This is a genomic window from Hymenobacter jeongseonensis, assembly GCF_015694725.1.
GTDB lineage: Bacteria > Bacteroidota > Bacteroidia > Cytophagales > Hymenobacteraceae > Hymenobacter > Hymenobacter jeongseonensis.
The window spans coordinates 851,044-871,573 of sequence record NZ_JADQDQ010000001.1 but is presented as its reverse complement, the minus strand read 5'-3'; the positions used below and the strand labels follow the sequence as shown (position 1 = coordinate 871,573).

At 58.2% G+C, this 20,530-nt stretch carries 20 protein-coding genes and 1 tRNA gene; 13 read left to right on the top strand and 8 right to left on the bottom strand.

The genetic code is table 11. From position 1 onward, the window contains the following. Positions 1–5: 5 nt before the first annotated feature. Together I2I05_RS03635 and rpmH are read right to left on the bottom strand one after the other, a co-directional pair. Positions 6–494: a ribonuclease P protein component gene (locus I2I05_RS03635; RefSeq protein WP_196280817.1), complete on the bottom strand. Its 489-nt coding sequence runs from the start codon at positions 492–494 to the stop codon at positions 6–8. A gap of 43 nt (positions 495–537) precedes the next feature. Continuing rightward, positions 538–696, bottom strand: a complete 159-nt coding sequence (gene rpmH / locus I2I05_RS03630; RefSeq protein WP_046246180.1) for a 50S ribosomal protein L34 — start codon at positions 694–696, stop codon at positions 538–540. 128 nt (positions 697–824) lie between these two features. On the opposite strand from rpmH, the gene I2I05_RS03625 reads away from it, so the two are divergent. Then, on the top strand, positions 825–2,558 hold the full coding sequence (locus I2I05_RS03625; RefSeq protein WP_196280816.1) for a M61 family metallopeptidase: 1,734 nt from the start codon (positions 825–827) through the stop codon (positions 2,556–2,558). 72 nt (positions 2,559–2,630) lie between these two features. Here the strand turns inward: I2I05_RS03625 and I2I05_RS03620 are convergent, their stop codons facing one another. The 3 genes from I2I05_RS03620 to I2I05_RS03610 form a co-directional block, all read right to left on the bottom strand. Then, positions 2,631–2,885, bottom strand: coding sequence for a hypothetical protein (locus tag I2I05_RS03620; RefSeq protein WP_196280815.1), 255 nt, complete (start codon positions 2,883–2,885; stop codon positions 2,631–2,633). 83 nt (positions 2,886–2,968) lie between these two features. Further along, a complete protein-coding gene (locus tag I2I05_RS03615) occupies positions 2,969–3,907 on the bottom strand; it encodes a PfkB family carbohydrate kinase (RefSeq protein WP_196280814.1) in 939 nt (312 codons plus the stop codon). A 150-nt stretch (positions 3,908–4,057) separates the two neighbouring features. Continuing rightward, positions 4,058–4,131 (bottom strand) — tRNA-His (locus tag I2I05_RS03610). A 255-nt stretch (positions 4,132–4,386) separates the two neighbouring features. On the opposite strand from I2I05_RS03610, the gene I2I05_RS03605 reads away from it, so the two are divergent. After that, entirely contained in the window at positions 4,387–5,799 is a 1,413-nt protein-coding gene (locus tag I2I05_RS03605; protein WP_196280813.1) for a DEAD/DEAH box helicase, read from the top strand. Between the two features lie 141 nt (positions 5,800–5,940). On the opposite strand, the gene I2I05_RS03600 is transcribed toward I2I05_RS03605, so the two are convergent. Together I2I05_RS03600 and upp are read right to left on the bottom strand one after the other, a co-directional pair. Further along, positions 5,941–6,357, bottom strand: coding sequence for a hypothetical protein (locus I2I05_RS03600; protein WP_317192313.1), 417 nt, complete (start codon positions 6,355–6,357; stop codon positions 5,941–5,943). 160 nt (positions 6,358–6,517) lie between these two features. Next, positions 6,518–7,237: a uracil phosphoribosyltransferase gene (upp, locus tag I2I05_RS03595; protein WP_196280812.1), complete on the bottom strand. Its 720-nt coding sequence runs from the start codon at positions 7,235–7,237 to the stop codon at positions 6,518–6,520. Between the two features lie 272 nt (positions 7,238–7,509). Between upp and I2I05_RS03590 the strand changes: the two genes are divergently transcribed. The 7 genes from I2I05_RS03590 to I2I05_RS03560 all read left to right on the top strand — a co-directional run bounded on the left by I2I05_RS03590 (position 7,510) and on the right by I2I05_RS03560 (position 15,630). Beyond that, a complete protein-coding gene (locus I2I05_RS03590; protein ID WP_196280811.1) occupies positions 7,510–9,429 on the top strand; it encodes a hypothetical protein in 1,920 nt (639 codons plus the stop codon). Between the two features lie 6 nt (positions 9,430–9,435). Beyond that, entirely contained in the window at positions 9,436–11,280 is a 1,845-nt protein-coding gene (locus I2I05_RS03585) for an ABC transporter ATP-binding protein (RefSeq protein WP_196280810.1), read from the top strand. A gap of 67 nt (positions 11,281–11,347) precedes the next feature. Further along, positions 11,348–11,578: a hypothetical protein gene (locus I2I05_RS03580; RefSeq protein WP_196280809.1), complete on the top strand. Its 231-nt coding sequence runs from the start codon at positions 11,348–11,350 to the stop codon at positions 11,576–11,578. Between the two features lie 88 nt (positions 11,579–11,666). Next, positions 11,667–12,170: a hypothetical protein gene (locus I2I05_RS03575; protein WP_196280808.1), complete on the top strand. Its 504-nt coding sequence runs from the start codon at positions 11,667–11,669 to the stop codon at positions 12,168–12,170. A gap of 46 nt (positions 12,171–12,216) precedes the next feature. Beyond that, a complete protein-coding gene (gene lpcA / locus I2I05_RS03570; protein WP_317192312.1) occupies positions 12,217–12,810 on the top strand; it encodes a D-sedoheptulose 7-phosphate isomerase in 594 nt (197 codons plus the stop codon). Positions 12,811–13,052: 242 nt separating this feature from the next. Next, a complete protein-coding gene (locus I2I05_RS03565; protein ID WP_196280807.1) occupies positions 13,053–14,588 on the top strand; it encodes a YifB family Mg chelatase-like AAA ATPase in 1,536 nt (511 codons plus the stop codon). A gap of 7 nt (positions 14,589–14,595) precedes the next feature. Continuing rightward, the gene (locus tag I2I05_RS03560; protein WP_196280806.1) at positions 14,596–15,630 is read left to right on the top strand and encodes a quinone-dependent dihydroorotate dehydrogenase; all 1,035 of its coding nucleotides are present in this window, start codon (positions 14,596–14,598) and stop codon (positions 15,628–15,630) included. A gap of 52 nt (positions 15,631–15,682) precedes the next feature. On the opposite strand, the gene I2I05_RS03555 is transcribed toward I2I05_RS03560, so the two are convergent. Next, positions 15,683–16,810, bottom strand: coding sequence for an acyloxyacyl hydrolase (locus I2I05_RS03555; protein ID WP_196280805.1), 1,128 nt, complete (start codon positions 16,808–16,810; stop codon positions 15,683–15,685). Between the two features lie 624 nt (positions 16,811–17,434). Between I2I05_RS03555 and I2I05_RS03550 the strand changes: the two genes are divergently transcribed. The 4 genes from I2I05_RS03550 to I2I05_RS03535 all read left to right on the top strand — a co-directional run bounded on the left by I2I05_RS03550 (position 17,435) and on the right by I2I05_RS03535 (position 20,510). Further along, complete coding sequence (locus tag I2I05_RS03550; RefSeq protein WP_196280804.1) at positions 17,435–18,178, top strand: porin family protein; 744 nt, start codon at positions 17,435–17,437, stop codon at positions 18,176–18,178. 281 nt (positions 18,179–18,459) lie between these two features. Further along, positions 18,460–19,038 carry a porin family protein gene (locus I2I05_RS03545; protein WP_196280803.1) on the top strand — a complete coding sequence of 193 codons (579 nt, stop codon included), beginning with the start codon at positions 18,460–18,462 and terminating at the stop codon, positions 19,036–19,038. A gap of 134 nt (positions 19,039–19,172) precedes the next feature. Further along, positions 19,173–19,784, top strand: coding sequence for a porin family protein (locus I2I05_RS03540; RefSeq protein ID WP_196280802.1), 612 nt, complete (start codon positions 19,173–19,175; stop codon positions 19,782–19,784). Between the two features lie 111 nt (positions 19,785–19,895). Further along, on the top strand, positions 19,896–20,510 hold the full coding sequence (locus I2I05_RS03535) for a porin family protein (protein ID WP_196280801.1): 615 nt from the start codon (positions 19,896–19,898) through the stop codon (positions 20,508–20,510). Positions 20,511–20,530 lie beyond the last annotated feature (20 nt).

The following is a 20,530-nucleotide window of genomic DNA, read 5'->3' as shown; positions in this document are numbered from 1 at the left end:
CGAATCTACGGGGCCGGCAGCGGGGCGGATGTCTCCGTACCGGTGCCTAGCAAACGTTGTATTCCGGAAATTAATTTTTTTTCCACCAACGTCAGCGGACTTTTTTCCTTGCCCGTGAAGATAATACCTAGAAGAGCGACCTGATGCCCGCCGGGTTGCTCCAGCAACCGATATTTATTGAGTCGATACGCCTCCCGGATGAGCCGTTTGAGGCGGTTGCGGTCGACGGCACGCTTAAACGTGCGCTTGCTCACGCTGATGAGCACCTGCGGGGGCGCCGTGGTGGGCGCGGCGCTCGGCACCCACACCAAGCGGAGGGGGTAAACGCCAAAAGAGGAACTCTGCTTGCTAAAAAGCTCTTCGATGAGCTTCTTGCGACACAGGTGTTCCTCTTTTGGAAAGGTATAGCGCCGGGCTGGCGCCACTCCGGTTACCGCAGCCCCCGGCTCCTTCTCCGATGGAGAGGGCAAGCCCGGCGATTGTGGTTCTTGCATAAAGTGAGCTATTAGCTAACCGCTTGCAGCTAACAGCTGACGGCTAGCGCTTGTGCTTGCCTTCGTCGGATACGGTGAGGCGCTTGCGGCCTTTGGCGCGGCGACGGGCCAGTACGTTGCGGCCGTTAGCGGTTTCCATGCGGAGACGGAAGCCGTGCTTGTTAACACGCTTACGCTTCGAAGGCTGATAGGTACGTTTCATGAGATGTCTAGTTTCGAGTTGGGCCGGCAAAGGTACGGGCTTTCTCTGGAAAAGGCAAGGCCCTCAGCCACTTTTACCGGTAATGGCCGGCTCGCAGTAGCTTTAGCCACTTTTATCCTGCTTTGGCGATGATTCACTACCGGATTTCCTTCGAAAACCCCCTCACGTTTTACCTCCAAATCGAGCTGACGCTGGATGTGCCTACTGGGGCCACGGCCCCGCTGGAGTTGCAGCTGCCCGCTTGGCGACCGGGCCGCTACGAGCTGCAAAACTTCGCGCAAAAGCTTCAGAAAGTAGAGGTGTTTGATGCGGCCACAACCCAGCCCCTGCCCTTTCGCAAGCTCACCAAAGACCGGTGGGAGGTGGCTAACGCCGCTGGCCTGACGGTGCGGGTGCGCTACAATTTCTACGCCCACCAAATGGACGCGGGCGGTTCCTGGCTCGACGAGTCGCAGCTGTACCTGAACCCCGTGCAAGGGCTGATGTACGCGGAAGGCCGCCAAGAGGAAGCCTGTGAGTTGACCTTAGCAATTCCTGAAGATTGGCAAATTGCCTGCGGGCTGCCCCAAAGCCGCCCAAATGTGCTGGCCGCGCAAAATTTCGACCAGCTGGCCGACTCGCCGCTTATTGCCAGCCCCACGCTGGTGCACCAGCAGTATGAGGCGGGCGGACTGCCCTTTCACTTTTGGGTGCAGGGCGACGCCAAGCTGAATTGGCCCAAACTGCTGGGCGATTTCAAGGCGTTTTCGGATGAGCAATTGGCGATGTTCGGCGGGTTTCCAGTGGCGGATTACCATTTCCTGAACCAGTTTCTGCCCTACAAGCACTACCACGGCGTGGAGCACAACAACTCGACGGTAATTACGCTGGGCCCGGCCGAGCTGATTATGAGCGACGGCCTCTACAAAGAGCTGCTGGGCGTGAGCTGCCACGAGTTGTTCCATACCTGGAACATCAAAAGCATTCGGCCCGCCGAGATGCAGCCCTACGACTACAGCCGCGAAAACTACTTCCGCACCTGTTTCATCGCCGAAGGCATCACGACGTACTACGGCGAATACCTGCTGGCGCGCTGCCAGGTGCACACACCCGCGCAGTATTTTGAGGAGTTGAATGCCGTGCTGCGCAAGCACTACGACGACGCCGGCGGCGAAAACCTCTCGCTGGCCGATGCCTCCATGGACCTTTGGCTTGATGGGTATAAAAACGGGGTGCCCGACCGCAAGGTGTCGGTGTACCACAAGGGCGCGCTGGCGGCGCTGATTCTGGATTTGACGCTGCGGCAGCTTTCCGGCCACGCCCGCAGCCTCGACGACGTGATGCGCCGGCTGTACGAGGAGTTTGGCAAAACCGGCATTGGCTACACCGAGGCCGACTACATCCGGATTGTGAACGAAGTAGCCGGGCGCGACATGCAGCCTTATTTCGACAAGTTCATCTACGGCACCGCCCCGCTTACCGAGCCCTTGAACAAGGTGCTGCACACGGTGGGCTGCCAGCTGCTGGTCGCGGAAAATGGCTCGGCCTCGGAGGGCACGTTCGGTTTTCGGACGGTGGTGAAGAACGAGCGCACCGAAGTAACGGTCATCTGGCCGGGCTCGCCAGCGGCGGCGGCCCTAACTGTGGACGATGAAATCGTGGCCGTAAACGGGCGACGCGTGGATATGAATCTGCAAAGCCTCCTCAGCGGCGACGCACCGGCTTATGAGGTAAGTGTATTCCGCCAAAATCGCCTGCTGACGGTGCACCTAGCGGGTAGGCCGGGGGCCAGTTTTGGGCAGAAGTACGCCATCGACCAGTTGGAAACGGCCGATGCTGCCCAACAGGCGGGCTTCCGCAATTGGTTGGGCTGGGATTTTTAAGCGAATTCTTACAGCGCAAAAAAGCCCCGCCACTTTGAGTGACGGGGCTTCTTTTTATTAAATCAAGTTACACTAGTCCCCTTTTTTACCGGGGCCTTTGCCGCCGCCGTCTACCGACATGGGGCGGTTGCCCTGGGGATTGTTGCGGATGGGCGTGGTTTTGCGCGGCTCGTTGCCGTGGCTATTGCCGTCGGTGGTGTTGCCGTGCGTCGACACGTTGCTCACGTTGGGCGCTTGCACCTGGGTACTTTTCTTTTTCGTGTTAGCGGCCGGGTTAACGGACGTTTTTTCGTTCTGCAGGTCGGTGTCTTTCTTGGCGAGTCCCATAGCGTTTGGAAGGTTAGTTGTGGAGGAGTATAGTTGTACCCATCCGCCGCCAAAAAGTTGCCCAACCCGCCCACAACTGCCGCTTAGGCTACGTTGGCAATAGCGGCAGCCGGCATCACCTTCACCAACTCGGCAAACAATGCCTCGCGGGCTTCCACTTCGTCAGCCGTAAGATTGAGCAACCGTTCGGTACCAAACTTTTCGACGCAGAACGAAGCCATGGCCGAGCCGTGAATCACGGCCCGCTTCATGTTTTCGAAGCTGATGTCGTCGGTGGCAGCGAGGTGGCCGATGAAGCCGCCCGCGAACGTGTCACCGGCGCCGGTTGGGTCGAATACTTCTTCCAAAGGCAACGCCGGGGCGTAGAACACTTTGTTTTTGTGGAAGAGCAGCGCGCCGTGCTCGCCTTTCTTAATAATGAGAAACTTTGGGCCCATGGCCAGGATTTTCTTGGCGGCCTTCACCAGGGAGTACTCGCCGCTGAGTTGGCGGGCTTCTTCGTCGTTGATGCTGAGCACGTCCACCATTTCGATGGTTGCAATCAGGTCTTCCAGGGCAATGTCCATCCAGAAATTCATGGTGTCCATCACAATCAGCTTGGGCCGGTTCACGAGGCGCTGGATGACCAGCCGCTGCACCTGCGGAGCGAGGTTGCCCAGCATCAGGTACTTGCAATCTTGGTAAGCATCGGGGATGATGGGGTCGAAATCAGCCAGCACGTTGAGTTCCGTCACGAGGGTTTCGCGCGAGTTCAGGTCCCGCGAGTACTTGCCCGACCAGAAAAACGACTTCTCGCCCTGCTTCACTTGCAGGCCTTCCACGTCCACGCCGTGCTCTTCGAGCAGCAGGATGTCGGACTGCGGAAAATCTTCACCCACCACGGCCACCAATTTCACGGGCTTCAGCGAATAGGACGCCGAGAGGCTGATAAAAGTGGCGGCGCCGCCAATGATTTTATCGGTTTTGCCGAAGGGCGTTTCGATGGCGTCGAATGCGACGCTGCCGATGACGAGAAGACTCATGTAACTGTTATTTAAGGTTTTGTCGGTAAAAACAGGCGATTACGAACCGGCAGCGGCGCCATGGGCTTCCATTGCCGCGCCGCAATCCACACTACAACGTTCGGCAATTAAAAAAAAAGTCCCCGGAAACCTCCGGGGACTTAATTAGTGGGTAAATAATGGGGCTCGAACCCACGACCTTCGGAATCACAATCCGACGCTCTAACCAGCTGAGCTATATCTACCGTGTTGGTTTTGGTGGTGCAAAGATAGAAAAGGAAGCCGGATTGGGCAAAAAAAGTTCTGAGCGGCCTGCTGTTCCCATTTGCAAAGCTTCACATCATCCGTCATCCTGAGCGTAGCGAAGGACCTTCTCCCCGTTGAATAACGCGCTTTAATTAATTGATACAAGCGTGAGAAGGTCCTTCGCTACGCTCAGGATGACAGACTAGTTAGTAACGCTTGCGGGTTGCCCGCGCCAAAACCCCGACCTTTGCAGAATGGAACCCAATACTATCCCGTCATTTGACGACTTTAAGCTTAACAAACAACTGCTTTCCGCAGTAGCCCAGGCCGGCTTTACGGAACCGACCCCCGTGCAGCAGCAGACCATTCCGCTGCTGCTGGCCGGGCACGACGTGCTGGGCATTGCCCAAACCGGCACCGGCAAAACCGCCGCCTTCGGCCTGCCCCTGCTGATGAAAGCCAAGTACGCCCAGGGCACAAACCCTCGGGCACTGGTGCTGGCGCCTACCCGCGAGCTCGCTATTCAGATTGAAACGCACTTGAAAGCGCTGGCCGTGAATACGGACCTGCGCATTTTCGCCATTTACGGCGGCCTAGGGCCCAAAACGCAGATTGAAACCATTGCCGCCGGCGTCGATGTGCTCATTGCCACGCCCGGCCGGCTGATGGAAATCTACCTGAAAGGCGCTTTGGTGCTACGCGACCTGAAGACCTTCGTAATGGACGAGGCCGACAAAATGATGGACATGGGCTTTATGCCCCAGATTCGGCGCATTTTGGAGGTAATACCCCGCAAGCGGCAGAATGTGCTGTTTTCGGCCACTATGCCGGAGCGGGTGACGCTGCTCAGCGAAGAATTTCTGGAATTTCCGGTGCGCGTGGAAGTGAGCCCACCGGCCAAAACAGCCTCCACGGTCACGCAGGTCCTGTACCAAGCGCCCAACCTGCTCACCAAAATCAACCTGCTGGAATTTCTGCTGCACCGCGACGCCGAAACCATGACGCGCGTGCTGCTCTTTACCCGCACCAAGGAACACGCCGACCAGGTGGCCCACTTTCTGGACCGCAAGGCACCCGCTGGCGAGGTGCGCGTGATTCACGGCAACAAGGGCCAAAATGCCCGCATCAACAGCATGGACGCCTTTCGGGCGGGCGAAGTGCGCTACATGGTGGCCACCGACGTGGCCGCCCGCGGCATCGACGTGCCGCAGGTGACGCACGTTATCAACTTCGACGTGCCGATTGTGCACGACGACTACGTACACCGCATTGGGCGCACGGGCCGGGCGCAGCACATCGGGGCCGCCATCACCTTTGCCAACGAGGCCGAGATGGTGCACATATCCGAGATTGAGCAACTCATTAATCAGCAGATAGCCGTGCTGCCGCTGCCGGAGGAAGTGGTGATTGAGGAAACGCCCTTTGAGGAGCAGCAGAAGATGGGCCGCGAGCTCGACGAGCGCCGCAAGAAGCTGGACCCCACGTTTCAGGGCGCTTTCCACGAAAAGAAGGAATGGATTAAGCCCGGCGTGACCATTGACAAGCGCACCGGCAAACCGTTTCAGGAAGGCAAAAAGAAGAGTACCAAGGGCTCCAAAGCCAATGTGGGCAAAAAAGGCGGCTCGGCACCTGGCGTGAAGGCCATCAAGGCGCGGAAGCGGCGATAAGTTTCAAGCCTGACCAACACCAGAACGGTCCTGCTGAGCCTATCGAAGCATTTCTACCGCAATACTAACATTGATTAGTTGCACAGTAGAGATGCTTCGACCGGCTCAACAGGACCGTCTTTTTTCCTTCGACTAAGCAAACTAGTGGCCAATCATGTGGCCGAAGTGCACGCTGGCAAAGGTGAGGGCCCCGCCCCACAGCACCGCGCTCCACAACATGTGCAGCAGAATGCGCTGGCGCGGCACGCCCAATAGCGTGGCAATGACGGTGCCGCCGATGGGCGAGAGCAAAACCGGCGTGAGGAAGGCAATGCCGCCCATACCAAACTTGCGGAAGACTTTAATAATGTTGCGCGAACGTTTGGTGAAAATGGGGGCGCGGCGCAGGCGGCGCTGTTTCTGGCGATGCTGCATCCAGACGCGGCCAATGCCCGAGAAGATGAACACGCTGGTCATCATGCCGGCCACTGTGAGGCCCATGGTCGACCAAAAGTTCAGGCCCATGGAAGCGCCAGCCAGCGGACCGCCCAAAAACTTGACCGTGCTCAGCAAGAACACAGAGGCGCATTTAAAGGCGGGATGCAGCAAAACGAGTTAAAAAAAACAGGCCGTAGCGAGTGGATGACCACGCCCAAAGGGCGCACGACAAAGATACCCCATTTACGAAGCCATCGTTCCCTAATGAATGCCGCAGCATATGCTGGCGCGCCTATATAGCCTACAGTTTGCTGCCGTAAGAGAGGTCGCCGGCATCGCCCAAACCAGGGACGATGTAGGCTTGGTCGTTCAACCGCTCGTCGATGGCTGCCACCCAAAGGTTGGCTTCGGGGATTTCGCGGGCCACGAAGGCCAGGCCTTCGGGCGAGGCGATGACGGCGGCGATGTGCACCTGCCGCGGCGTGCCGAAGCGCAGCATGGCCCGGTAGGTTTGCACGAGGCTTTTGCCGGAAGCCAGCATGGGGTCGGCCAGAATCAGCACCCGCTCGTCGAGGCTGGGCGCCGATAGGTAATCGACCTGCACCTGCACCTGGGCCGTGCCCTCGATGCGGTAGGCTGCCACGAAGGCGCTGGGCGACTGGTCGAAGTAGTTGAGAAAGCCCTGGTGAAACGGCAAGCCGGCGCGGAGCACGGTGGCCAGAATGGGAAAATCGTGCAGCAGCTTGCCGGTGGTTTCGGCCAGGGGCGTTTGGATAACCTTGTCGGCGTAGCTCAGGTGCGTGCTGATGCGATAGGCAATGATTTCGCCCAGGCGCTGCAGGTTGCGGCGGAAGCGCAGGCTGTCTTTCTGCACGTCTTTGTCGCGCAGCTCGGCCAGGAAATGGTTGGCAATGCTGGGCTCGGCGCACACCACGTGCACATTGGCCAGCGCATCCAGAGCATCGGTGGTAGCGGCAGGCGCGGCGGCGGCCGAAGCAGTAGGGAGGGGAGTTTTGGCCATGCTACAAGGAATGTGGAAATGTAAAGGCCGCAAGGAAAGCCAGCCGGAGCCCCGAAGTTGGCACAAAAAGCGGCGGCAGGCAAGATACCCGGCGCGAATTCGTCGGCTTCAATCCATGGGGCTGCGTGCGGCCCGCCACGGTATTCGGAGCGGTGGCGCGCAGCCCAGCTTATCCTTCCCAACGGCCTGCTGCGTAGGTTTGTTAAGAAATTACCGCGCGCGGGTGTTAGCCGCCCGCGCCGTTGCGCCTTTTATGAAGACTATCTGTATTTATGCATAAAACCCTGCTTCTGTTTTCCGCTCTGGTGCTGCCCGTGGGGTATTTGGCGGCTCAAACGGTGCCGGCCCCGCCGCCGACCGAACCGGCAACGCCCGCTCCGGTCGTTACGCCGCCAGCCACGCCCGCGCCGGATGCAAAAGCAACGCCCTGGGTGACATTCGATACCCCGGTGCCGCCCGTGGATTTGACACCGCCGCCAAGCAAAACCACGCAGGGCGCCAATTACGTGCCCCTCGACGCCGACACGTACCGGCTGATTGACCGGTACGCCATCAAGTTTGGCCCCGACTCCTTCAACGACCCGCACACCAGCGTGCGGCCGTACACCCGCGCCGCAGCGGCCCGCCTGGGCGAGCGGATGCTCTCGCCGGACAGCGCCAGCCGCGGCGGCACCCTCTCGCCAGCCGACCGATTCAACGCGGAGTATCTGGTGAAAGACAACTGGTTGAACAGTAGCCAGGGCGCTACGCTCAACGAAAGCGCCAAGCCCATACTCACCAATTTCTACCGCAACCAGACCGACCTGTACCACGTGCAAGCTGATGGGTTTGCGCTACGCGTGAACCCGGTGCTGCTGCTGCAAGCCGGCCGCGACAGCGAGCTGAGCGGCCTGCGCTACGTGAACACCCGCGGCGTGCAGCTGGAAGGTACCATCGACCAAAAGTTGGGTTTCTACACCTTTCTGGCCGATAACCAGATGGGCGTGCCGCAGTACGTGCAGGACCGGATTCAGCGCGACCAGATAGTGCCGCACGAGGGCTACTGGAAGTATTTCAAAACAGAGCGCGGCAGTCAGTACGACTTCTTCACGGCGCGGGGCGGCATCACTTACGCCACCAAGTACGTCAACCTGCAGCTGGCCCACGACCGGAATTTTATCGGCAACGGCTACCGCTCGCTCATTCTCTCCGATTACAGCGCGCCTTATTTTTTCCTGAAGGTGAACACCCGTATCTGGAAGTTTAACTACCAGAACATTTTTGCCGAGCTGACTGCGCAAAAAGAAATTCAGGACCAAGTGTACCCCAAGAAGTACATGGCCATGCACCACCTGAGCTTCGATGTGACACCCAACCTGAACATTGGCGTGTTTGAAAACACCATTTTGGGTGGCCGCAATGCCGAACCGGACAGCGTGGTAGCGGGCGGCAAAATCGTACCAGGGCGCCGGGCCCGTGGCTTCGAGTTGCAATACCTGAACCCGATTATTTTCTACCGGGCGGTGGAGCAGAACGTCGGCTCGGCCGACAATGCCATTCTGGGCTTGGACTTCAAATGGAATTTCCTTCACACCGCGCAGCTTTATGGCCAAGTGGTACTAGACGAATTTAAAATCAGCGAAATACGCGCCGGCAATGGCTGGTGGGCCAACAAGCAAGCCTTCCAACTGGGCGGCAAATACGTTGACGTGGCGGGCCTGCGCAACCTCGATTTGCAGGTGGAATTCAACTATGTACGGCCTTTCACCTACCAGCACGAGGACATTTACACCAGCTACCAGCACTACCAGCAGCCGTTGGCCCACCCCATGGGTGCCAACCTGACCGAAGTGCTGGGCGTGCTCAGCTACCAGCCCCTACCCCGCCTGATGCTGGTGGGCAAGGCGTTCTACTCGCGCCAGGGCCTCGACGACCCCAGAGCGGACCCAGAAACTAACTATGGCGGCAACGTACTCAAATCCTACAACACCCGCGTGAGTGAATACGGCAACACCGTGGGCCAGGGCAACAAAAGCCGCTTGCTCCACGCCGATTTCACGGCCACGTACCAGCCGCGCCTGAACCTGTTCGTCGATGCCAAAGTCATTGCCCGCAACCAGACCTACTCCCTCACGCCGGAGCGCGACGGCAACCAAGTATTCGGCTCGCTGGCCCTGCGCTGGAACATCGCGCAGCGCCTCCACGAGTTTTAAGGGTTTATGAAAACCTACTTTCGCATCCTGCAGTATGCCCGGCCGTTTGCCAGCGTCCTGCCGCTGTACTTAGTGTATACGCTGCTGACCATTTTCTTCAGCATCGGCAACTTCACGCTCATCATTCCGCTGCTGGACGTGCTGTTTGACACGACCAAGGCTACCACCGCCGATGCCCCGACGGTGCTGCCCGATTTCGCCCTCAGCATTTCTTACATCACGGGCGCCTTCAAGTTCTATTTCGGACAGATTATCGCCGAGCACGGCCGCATTGGGGCGCTCACGTTTGTGTGCTCGGTGGTGGTGGCTTCGGTGTTTTTCAGCAATCTGTTTCGCTACCTCAGTCTGCGGCTCATTGCCAAGGTGCGGGCCCGCGTGATTCGCGGCCTGCGCCTCGATTTGTACCAGCGCATCCTGCAACTGCCGCTCAGCTTCTTCAGCGGCGAGCGCAAGGGCGACCTCATGTCGCGCTTCACCAGCGATGTGCAGGAGGTGGAAACCTCGGTGGTGAACACGCTCACCGGGGTCATCCGCGACCCGCTCTTCATCGTCTTCTACTTCGTGGTGCTGTTCACGATGTCGGCCAAGCTCACGCTGTTTTCGCTGATTTTGCTGCCGATTTCCGGCATCATCATCGCCACGGTTTCCAAGCGGTTGCGGCGGCAGGCCAAGCAAAGCCAGCAAACGCTGGGCACCATGCTATCGGTGATTGACGAAACGCTGGGCGGCGTGCGCGTCATCAAGGCGTTCAATGCCCAGAAGTACATTCTGGGCAAGTTCATGGACCAGAACGACCAGTATGCCCGCACGTCCCGCAACATCGACAACACCCGCGACCTGGCCTCGCCGTTTTCCGAATTCGCCGGGGTTTCGGTGGTAGCCGGCCTGCTTTTCTTCGGCGGTTCGCTGGTGCTCGGCGGGCAGTCGGACCTGACAGCGGCGAAGTTTATTGGCTACATCGTTCTTTTTTCGCAGGTCCTGACCCCGGCCAAGGCCTTGTCGTCGTCGTTTGGCAACATCCAGCGCGGCCTGGTGGCGGGCGAGCGGGTGCTGAGCATTATCGACATCGAGCCGGCTATCCGGGACCGGCCCAACGCGGCGGTGCTGCCGCCGTTCGAGCACGAAATCGAATTTCAAAACCTGCAGTTCAGTTACGGCGATACGCCGGTGCTGCACGACATTAACCTGAAAATCCGCAAGGGCAGCACGGTGGCGCTGGTGGGTTCCAGTGGCGGCGGCAAAAGCACGCTGGCCGACCTGCTGCCGCGCTTTTATGACCCTAGTGCCGGCCAAATCCTGATTGATGGCCACGACCTGCGCGGCTGCACGCTGCATTCGGTGCGCGACCAAATGGGCATCGTGACGCAGGAAAGCATTCTGTTCAACGACTCGATTTTTAACAACATCCGCTTCAATACCCAGGCCACGGAAGCCGAAGTAGTGGAAGCGGCCAAAATTGCCAATGCCCACGACTTCATCCTGGCCAGCCCCGAAGGCTACCAGACGGTGATTGGTGACCGGGGCTCGCGCCTTTCGGGCGGGCAGCGGCAGCGGCTGAGCATAGCCCGCGCCATTTTGCGCAACCCGCCGATTTTGATTTTGGACGAAGCCACTTCGGCCCTCGATACCGAAAGCGAAAAGCTGGTGCAGGAAGCCTTGCAACGCCTCATGCAAAACCGCACCTCGCTTGTCATTGCTCACCGCCTAAGCACCGTGCAGCACGCCGATGAAATTGTGGTGCTGCAGCACGGCCGCATTGTGGAGCGCGGCACCCACAACGACTTGGTGCAGCGCCCCGGCGGCGTGTACCAACGCCTGAGCTCGATGCAAACCAATGCCGCGCTGGTGTAATCTTCCTTTAGAAAAGTGCCTGATAATCATACCAAGCCGCTTTTCCTTGTTTAGCGATACCTAATTTATGCTTGGCAAAAATCCATTCCGCTGGTTTTTATTTCTAGTTGTGGCCATTGTAGTGGCGCGGCTTCTCTACAACCTGGGCTACCGGGCCGTCACTGAACGGCTCAATCCAACCACCGAAATGCCGGCCCCAACTCCCAAAGCCAGCCGCGAAGGCCAGGGGCTCCGGGGCATCATCCTCGACCCTGCCGACTCGGTCCAAATGGCCGATACAGCCACGCAGGCCCGATAGCTCGTTTAATAAGCGCTATTTTGCCGTCGTTTTCCCAAATCCGCTGCTTTCGGCGGTTGCGCTTCATCCACTTTATTCAATTCTAGCCATGCTCGCCCTCAAACGCATTGTTACCGTCGCAGTAATGGTTTACCTGCTGCTGGCGCTGTTGTTCATCCTCGCTCCGGCCGTGCGCACCTCCGTCATGGGCATGGGTACGGGCTTGTCTGAGTTAGCTCAGGAAAGCGCATTCTATCGCACCTTGTTCATCATAGGTGCCATCATTTTAGCCCTTCACTTGGTAACTGAAAATCTCGATAGCGTGATGCTGCGCCGCTCGGTGAGCCAGCATGAAATGAAAATCAACGAGCTCAAAGCCAAGCTTTACGACCAACAACAGCGGAATTCCGCAGGCACGCCCGTCGTAACGCAAACGAGCCGCACCATCGACGGGCGCAACCTGGATGCTCCCACCACTATAACTCAAAGCCAAGCCGCTGGCACCGTGAGCACCACCGAGCACCGGACCGCCGACCACCTCCCCCAGCCCACCTTTCCGCAGAGCGACCCCAGCCTGACCAACACCCCGCCGGCCGAACGGCCGCCGCTGTAGCCGTCCGGCCCTTCGCTCTTGCCTTCCTGAACCTGAATTCCTGTAAGTGCCCGACGCCCCCTTGCTCCCCGAACTCATCCGCGCCGAGCTGGCCGAAGCCCGCGACGTGCTCGACCGATTCCTGACCGACCCGGCCCACCTGGCCCGCATTGCCGAAGCCGCGGAGCTTTTTGCCCACAGCCTGCGCAACGGCGGCAAAGTCCTCACCTGCGGCAACGGCGGCAGCCTCTGCGATGCCCAGCACTTTGCCGAAGAGCTCAGCGGCCGCTACCGCAACGACCGTCGCGCCCTAGCCGCCATTGCCCTCACCGAAGCTTCGCACATGACCTGTGTGGCCAACGACTACGGCTTTGAATTCGTGTTTAGCCGCTTCGTGCAGGCCCTCGGCCGGCCCGGCGATGTGCTGCTGGCCATCAGCACCAGCGGCAACTCACCCAACATCCTCCGCGCCGCCGAAGCGGCCAAAGAAGCCGGTATGCTCGTCGTTTCCCTAACCGGCAAGGACGGTGGCCAACTGGCCAGCATCAGCGACGTGGAAATCCGGGTGCCGCATTTTGGCTACGCCGACCGGATTCAGGAGATTCACATCAAGGTGATTCACATCCTGATTCTGCTGATTGAGAAGCTGGTGATTGAATGATTTTTGCAAAAACCACAACGTCATGCTGAGCTTGTCGAAGCATCTCTACCGCGCAAGTAATTTATTTACTGCTGCGGTAGAGATGCTTCGACAAGCTCAGCATGACGTTTTAATAGCTTCATCATTACCATCCCGGAGTTCTTTTCGCTTGCAACTGATTCGGCATGAAGGCTTAGCAGGCAAACCTATCTAGCTTTGCAACTGCTTTTTGTTGTTTAGTTCGCTACCCGTCCAATACCACAATGCTCACCAAAACTTTCGGCTCGGCCGTACAGGGCGTCAATGCCTATACCATCACCATTGAAGTGGTGGTGACCGCCGGGACGAATTTCTTTGTGGTGGGCTTGCCGGATAATGCCATCAAGGAGAGCCAGCAGCGCATTGAGGCGGCGCTGAAGCTGCGGGGCTACCGCATGCCGCGCACCAAAGTGGTGGTAAACATGGCCCCGGCCGACATTCGCAAGGAAGGCGCGGCCTACGATTTGCCCATCGCGCTGGGCATTTTGCACGCTTCGCAACAGCTGAATACGGAGCGGCTATCGGATTACATCATCATGGGCGAAATGTCGCTTGATGGCAACCTGCGACCCATTCGCGGGGTGCTGCCCATTGCCATTCAGGCTCGCAAAGAAGGCTTCAAGGGCATCATCCTGCCTAAGGAAAACGCCGAAGAAGCTGCTATTGTGAATAACCTCGATGTCATTGCCGTCGGGAGCATGCAGGAAGCCATTGACTTTTTCGAGGGCCGCCTGGATATCACGCCGACGGTGGTGGACACGCGGGAATTATTCCAGCACTCGGTTAACAAATACACCGCTGATTTTGCCGATGTGCAAGGTCAGGAGAACATCAAGCGGGCCCTGGAAATAGCGGCAGCTGGCGGCCATAATGTGATTATGATAGGGCCACCCGGTGCGGGCAAGACCATGCTGGCCAAGCGCTTGCCCAGCATATTGCCACCCTTGAGCATGCAGGAGGCACTGGAGACTACCAAGATTCATTCGGTGGCGGGCAAGCTGGCGGGCGGCGGCTTGCTGAGTTCGCGGCCATTCCGGGCGCCGCACCATACCATTTCCGACGTGGCCTTGGTGGGTGGCGGCGGCAACCCGCAGCCGGGCGAAATCTCGCTTTCGCACAACGGAGTGCTGTTTTTGGATGAGTTGCCGGAGTTCAAGCGGACGGTGCTGGAGGTGATGCGCCAGCCGCTGGAAGAACGCCGCGTGACCATCTCGCGAGCCAAGGTCAGCATCGAATTTCCGGCCAACTTCATGCTCATTGCCAGCATGAACCCCTGCCCGTGCGGCTATTACAACCACCCCGAAAAGGAGTGTGTGTGCGGCCCCGGCGTGGTGCAGAAGTACCTGAACAAAGTATCGGGCCCGCTGCTTGACCGCATTGACTTGCACGTGGAAGTGACGCCCGTCACCTTCGACCAGATGACCGAAACGCGCAAGGCCGAAACCAGCGCCGACATCCAGCCCCGCGTAGACAAGGCCCGCCAGGTGCAGGAAACGCGGTTTCGGGACTATGCCGACATTCATTCCAACGCCATGATGCCGCCGCAAATGGTGAAGGACCTCTGCCAAATCAGCGAAGAAGGCCGCACGCTGCTGAAGACAGCCATGGAGCGCCTCGGCCTCTCGGCCCGCGCCTACGACCGGATTTTGAAAGTGGCCCGCACCATTGCGGACCTAGCCGGGACCGAGGAAATTCAGATTCAGCACTTGGCCGAAGCCATTCAATACCGCAGCCTCGACCGTGAAGGCTGGGCCGGATAAACTCTCCATGTACAAGGCATTCGTCAAACCCGCACTTTTCACCCTCGACGCTGAGCGCGCCCACCACTTCGTTTTCGATAACCTGCGCCGGGCGGCGCGCCTGCCAGGAGCCAAGGCCATGCTGCGGAGCCTTTATAATTTTCAGCACCCCAGCCTGGCCCGGGAGATATTCGGCCTGAAATTCCCGAACCCGGTGGGATTGGCGGCGGGATTTGACAAGAACGCAGCGCTCACTGATGAGCTGGCCACAATGGGCTTCGGCTTTGTGGAGATTGGCACGGTGACGCCCCGCCCGCAGTCCGGCAACCCGCAACCACGCCTGTTCCGGCTGCCGCAGGACGAAGCCTTGGTAAACCGCATGGGCTTCAACAACGATGGCGCGGCCGTGGTAGCCGCACGGCTGGCCCGGCGGCAGAACCGGCAGCTCATTATCGGCGGCAACATCGGTAAGAACAAGGACACACCCAACGAGCGGGCCGCCGAGGACTACGTAGCCTGTTTTGAGGCACTAGCGGAGGTGGTCGACTACTTTGTGGTCAATGTTTCTTCTCCCAATACGCCCAACCTGCGCCAACTTCAAGAGAAGAAGCCCCTAATTGACTTGCTCCAGCAAGTGCAGACTTGCAACCAGCGCCGCGCCAAACCGCGCCCGCTGCTCCTAAAAATCGCGCCTGACCTTACCGATTCGCAGCTCGACGACATCCTGGAAATAGCGCGTGAGACGCAGCTGAGCGGCTTAGTGGCCACGAATACTACCATAAGTCGTGACAATTTGGTGACCGATGCGGCTCAGGTAGCGGCGTTGGGTGCGGGCGGGCTGAGCGGCCGGCCGTTGCGGGCGCGGGCCACGGAGGTGATTCGCTACCTGCACCAGCGCAGCCAGGGTGAGCTTCCCATTATCGGCGCCGGCGGCATTCACTCCGCGGCCGATGCGCAGGAAAAGCTAGCAGCAGGAGCATCTCTGGTGCAGCTATATACCGGGTTTATTTACGAAGGGCCAGCCCTCGTAAGCCAGATAAATAAAGCCCTGGTGCGCGCTTAAATTGATTCGAGCCGAACGGGCAGTTTTAGCCTGTTTCGCCACGCTTGGCCCGCTACAGTTTCGCTCCTATTTTGAATTCAATTACATCGGCCGAGCCGCGGTGAATTTTTAGGTCGATGGCCCCGAAAAGCAGGTTGGTGAAGTGGTATTTCAAGCCCAGCCGCTCGTAATAAAACGTGCTTGACCGGTAGGGCTCGTACACGTAAATGCCCAGGTGGGAGACAAAAGACATGCGCCCAAAGAGCAATTCGTGGCCGACGAACACCCCTACCTTCTTCACGTCGGGCTGCTTGAGGCCGGCGCGGGTGGTGTCCTCCAGCATGGCTTCCAACGACCTGTCGTAGAAGCCTTCGGCCCCGGCCACCAAGGTGGATTTGCGGTTGATGCGCCGGCCCACGGCGGCCGTGATGGAATTGACCAAGTACTTCTGCCGGTCGCCCTGCGTGCGCTGCTTGTAGCCCAGGCTGGTGCTCACGTTGTAAAACGTGCGGCCCACATCGGCTGGGGTGGACGCGTTGGGGTTGCGTTGGGGCGGCGAGCGCTGCTCGTGGTAGTTGAGGCCCAGTACCACAGAAGGCAGGTTGACGCCCAAATTGGGCTTGGTGGTGGCGCCGTTGGAATAATGATTCAGGCCCAGGCCGGCTACCAGACCCAGGTGCGGCGTCAGGGCGTAGTCGTACTCAAACCGCAACTGGATGCTGGCGTTGAAAGCCGAGCTGGCAATGTTGTTTTTGTGGTTGGTGTCGCGGTTATAAGGATTGGTGAGATAGGCCAGCCCCGCACCCAGCCGAAAGCTAAAATCGTGCTTGGGACCCCGCCACAACGACTTGCTGAGGTAGGGGGTGGCCGCCACGGCATACCCCAGCACGGGGTTATGAAAATCGTAGTACGTGAGCGTGAGGCCCATCTTGGGGTACTTATACCACCCGTGCCAGGCTTCCGCCCCAGTGGTTTGCTGCTGGAAGTTCAGCTCAAACCCCGTAGGGTGCGACACCACCAAGTGCCGGAGCGCCGCAGTGTGCGACATGATGAAGCTGCCCTGGGCATACACGCCCACCGCGAGCGGCGCCCGCGGCGCCGCAACGGAGTCGGCCTGCGCGACCACGGCGTGCGGCAGCAAAGCGAGCAATAGCAAGGAGAGGCTGCTCAGCAGCAGCCGGGGTAGCACGTTAGGCCCCATACGTTAAGCACAAGCGGAAGCACTGATTTACAACTCAACCGTTGCATTTACAGTGCGTTACCGAAAAATAATTCCTGATTTTGGGCAACCCCGCCCCCTTAAAAGACGCTATAAGAACAATGTCCGAGAGCTAAATTCCGCGAATTAATCCATTTCCACGCTTTATTTTTTCGTTTGCTCTTCCCCTCCGCGCCAAGTAGCCGCTTGGGCAGGGCCTAACCACGGCGCGCGAGGTCCTTGGTATCGGCAATCAGTTCCCCTCCCCTGCATCAGGCGCGGGCCTCCCGCCAGCGCGGGTCCTCGCCCCCACACCACGCGCCCGCCACCGGCGGAATCCCGCAAATAACGCTCCTTGCGGCAGAGATTTTTTAAAGAAAAACGCCTCGCCAATCTGCTGTTCCGAACCGGCTGACCCCGTTCTATTTAGCCAGACCAGCTCTCCCGTCCGCTGGCCCGGGCACGCTGCCCAACCCAGGTCCAAAAGGCGGCGCGCCGCAACCTTCACCGCCGATTACACGCTAAGAGGCCCCAATTAACCTAAAGCACCGCATTTGACTATTGCTACTCTTATCTCATTCGTTCGTTCCCCATCCTTTTTCTAACCCTCAATAAGCACTATCTGTCATGAAAAAAATTGCAGTACTAGGCCTCTCCCTTCTGAGTGTTTCCGTGGCCCAAGCCCAAGATGCCGGCGGCCGCCGCATCGGCGTGAAAGTGGGCGCCACTTATTCCAGCATTTCCGGCGACAACGTGTCGCGCATCACCGGTCCTAACTTCGACAGCGACCTAGGCTCCTACAAGTTAGGCTACAACGTGGGCGTGGGCACCAGCTTTCCCATCAGCAGCGACGGCTTTTTCTCCATCGCACCCGAATTGCTCTACAACCGCAAGGGCTACGAAATTTCCTCGACCCGCACCACCGGCCTGCCCACGGGCGTGACGTCGATTGAGAGCGAGCAGCAGCGCGTGCTGCATTACCTCGACCTCCCGATTTTGGCCAAAATCAACGCCGGCGGCTTGTTCTTTGAGCTTGGCCCGCAGGTGAGCTACCTGTTTGGGTCGAAAAACAAGCAGCAAACCACCACCAAGTTCAGCAACGGCGACAAAGACAAGGTGGAGAACGACGGCAGCTTCCTGGACTACAGCGGCGTCTCGCGCGGCGAGCGCGACAAGTCCGACCTAGCCCAATTTGACATCTCCGGGGTGGCCGGCATCGGCTACCAGACCGAAGGAGGCCTCAGCTTGGGCCTGCGCTACGCCCGCGGCTTCAACTCACTGATTGATTCTAAGGATACGGATAACGAACCAAAGGCTTTCAACAACGCCTTCACCCTGCAGCTCGGCTACCTCCTGCCGCTGGGCCAATAAGGTGTTTGAGAAATAAAAAAGCGCTGGCTTCCCTCAGGAGTCAGCGCTTTTTTTATGCGTCAGCCGCCGCCCCCTTTATCCTAACCAGCCAGCAAACCCGCAGCAGGCCCTTATGGGCAATGGAAACCGTTCATTCCATCTAAAACAACTGCCGTCTGAAAAGAGAACTATAGGTTAATAAATACGCATGGTAATTACCAAGTATAAACGCCGGCCTATTCTTGAGCTTTTGCCCATATATTTGATGCGTCATTCCCTTTTCTCCCTTTTTTCTTCGCATTATGAAAAAAGTCCTTCTATCCCTTGGCCTGCTGATGAGCGTTGCAACCGCCGCCAGCGCCCAGGAAATCCGCTTCGGCGTGAAAGCCGGTGCTAACTACAGCTCCATAACCGCTAACAACACAGACGGGGTAGAAAGCAAAATCGGCTTGCATGCGGGCGCGCTGGCCAACTTCGCCCTCAGCGACCTGATTTCGATTCAGCCCGAAGTGCTATACTCGCAGAAAGGCTACCAGTCGGAAGAGTACAACGATATTAAATATAAAATTAACTACATCGACGTGCCTTTGCTGGTGAAAGTAAACGCCGGTGGTCTGTTCTTTGAAGGCGGTCCGCAGGTGGGGTTCCTCGCCGGAGCCAAGGTCACTAATGGCGACGCCGATACGGATATCAAGGGCCGTTATGATAGGGTTGATTTCGGCTATGTGGCCGGCCTGGGCTACCAAGCCACTAGCGGCCCAATGATTGGACTGCGCTACAATGGCGGCATCAGCACCATCAGCAAAGGTGATATTAATCCGAACAAAATCCGAAATAGCGTGTTCCAACTGTATGTGGGCTACGTGTTTGGCGGAAAATAACTAGACTCTGCGTTTCATACAAAAGCCCGGTTTCCGCTACGGAAGCCGGGCTTTTTTGGTGTTCCTACGCCGGATTATCGGCCCTGCCAAAACCCGAACTGTTGTAATTTGCGGCCGTATTTAAGTCGACCGCTATGAAAAAAAATATCCTTTGCCTTCTACTAATTGCCGGCCTGCACGGCGCGGCCCACGCCCAGCGCAACCGCAACCAAGTGTCCCTGGGCCTGAAAGCCGGTGGGTCCGTTTCCTCTTTCAGCGGGGCGCAAGCCCCGAACGACCGGGTTATCCCCGGTTTCCACGCGGGTGCCTTCGCCAATATTACCCTGTCGGACCTGTTTGCCTTTCAGCCCGAAATCCTGTACTCGCAAAAAGGCGCGGAGGTGCCCGACAACAACGTAACCACCCGCTTGGGCTACGTGGATGTGCCGCTGGCATTCCACGTGAACACCGGCGGTTTCTTTTTCGAGGCCGGCCCGCAGGTGGGCCTCCTCATCAGCGCAAAAAACAAAACCGGCACCACGTCAGTCGACCGCTCAAGCCGGTACAACACGGTTGACCTGGGCTACCTGGCCGGCCTGGGCTACCAGCGCAAACGAGGCCTGGGCGTGGGCTTGCGCTACAACGGGGGCATCACCAACATCGAGAAAGCCGCTACCAGCGGCACCACCACGGTCCAGCGCAACATCCGCAACAGCGTCTTTCAACTTTACCTGACCTACTCCTTCAGCAACGGTCGGCGGCGCTAAGGCTCCTCCTTTCATAGACCTAAAAAGCCCGGCTTCCTGCACAGGAAGCCGGGCTTTTTTGAGGGGGGCAGGCCATCAGTTGTTACTTGCAGGGTTATTTAAGTAGGCTGTATGAAAAAGGTAAAAATGACGATTCTCTGCTGCTTGCTGGTCGGCGGTTTCCAAAGCCTTGCCCAAGCACAAACCCGCGACGTTTCGCTAGGTTTGAAGGCAGGAGTCTCCTATTCTAAGCTGGTTGGGGCCGAAGCGGTGAATTACAGCAGCACCAGAGGATACCATGCTGGAATTTTTGCCACTATCGGTCTGCGGCAATGGTTGAGCTTTGGACCCGAACTGCTGTATTCGCAGAAGGGAGCCGCTGCCCAATCATCGGTCGGCGATTTTCAACTCCATTATATTGAGTTGCCGCTGCCTTTGCGGATGAACGTCAATGGTTTATTTCTTGAGGCCGGCCCCCAGTTTGCCTACTTAGCGAAAGTACAAGGAGAAAGTAGCAACCCTAATCCGCTTACCCGCAGCAACTTCAAGTCATTAGACATGGGCTATTTGGTTGGCTTTGGCTATCAGCGTCATACTGGCCTAGGCATTGGACTGCGCTATGTTGGCCAGTTTACCAAATGTCTGCTTAGCGTGAATTACGCTACGGCAGGTTACGTAGCTTCCCCACTTCAGGCACGCAATAGGGCTTTCCAAGCTTACCTCTCTTACACACCTAAGCTTCGATAGCGGGCTTATCCCCGGCAGAA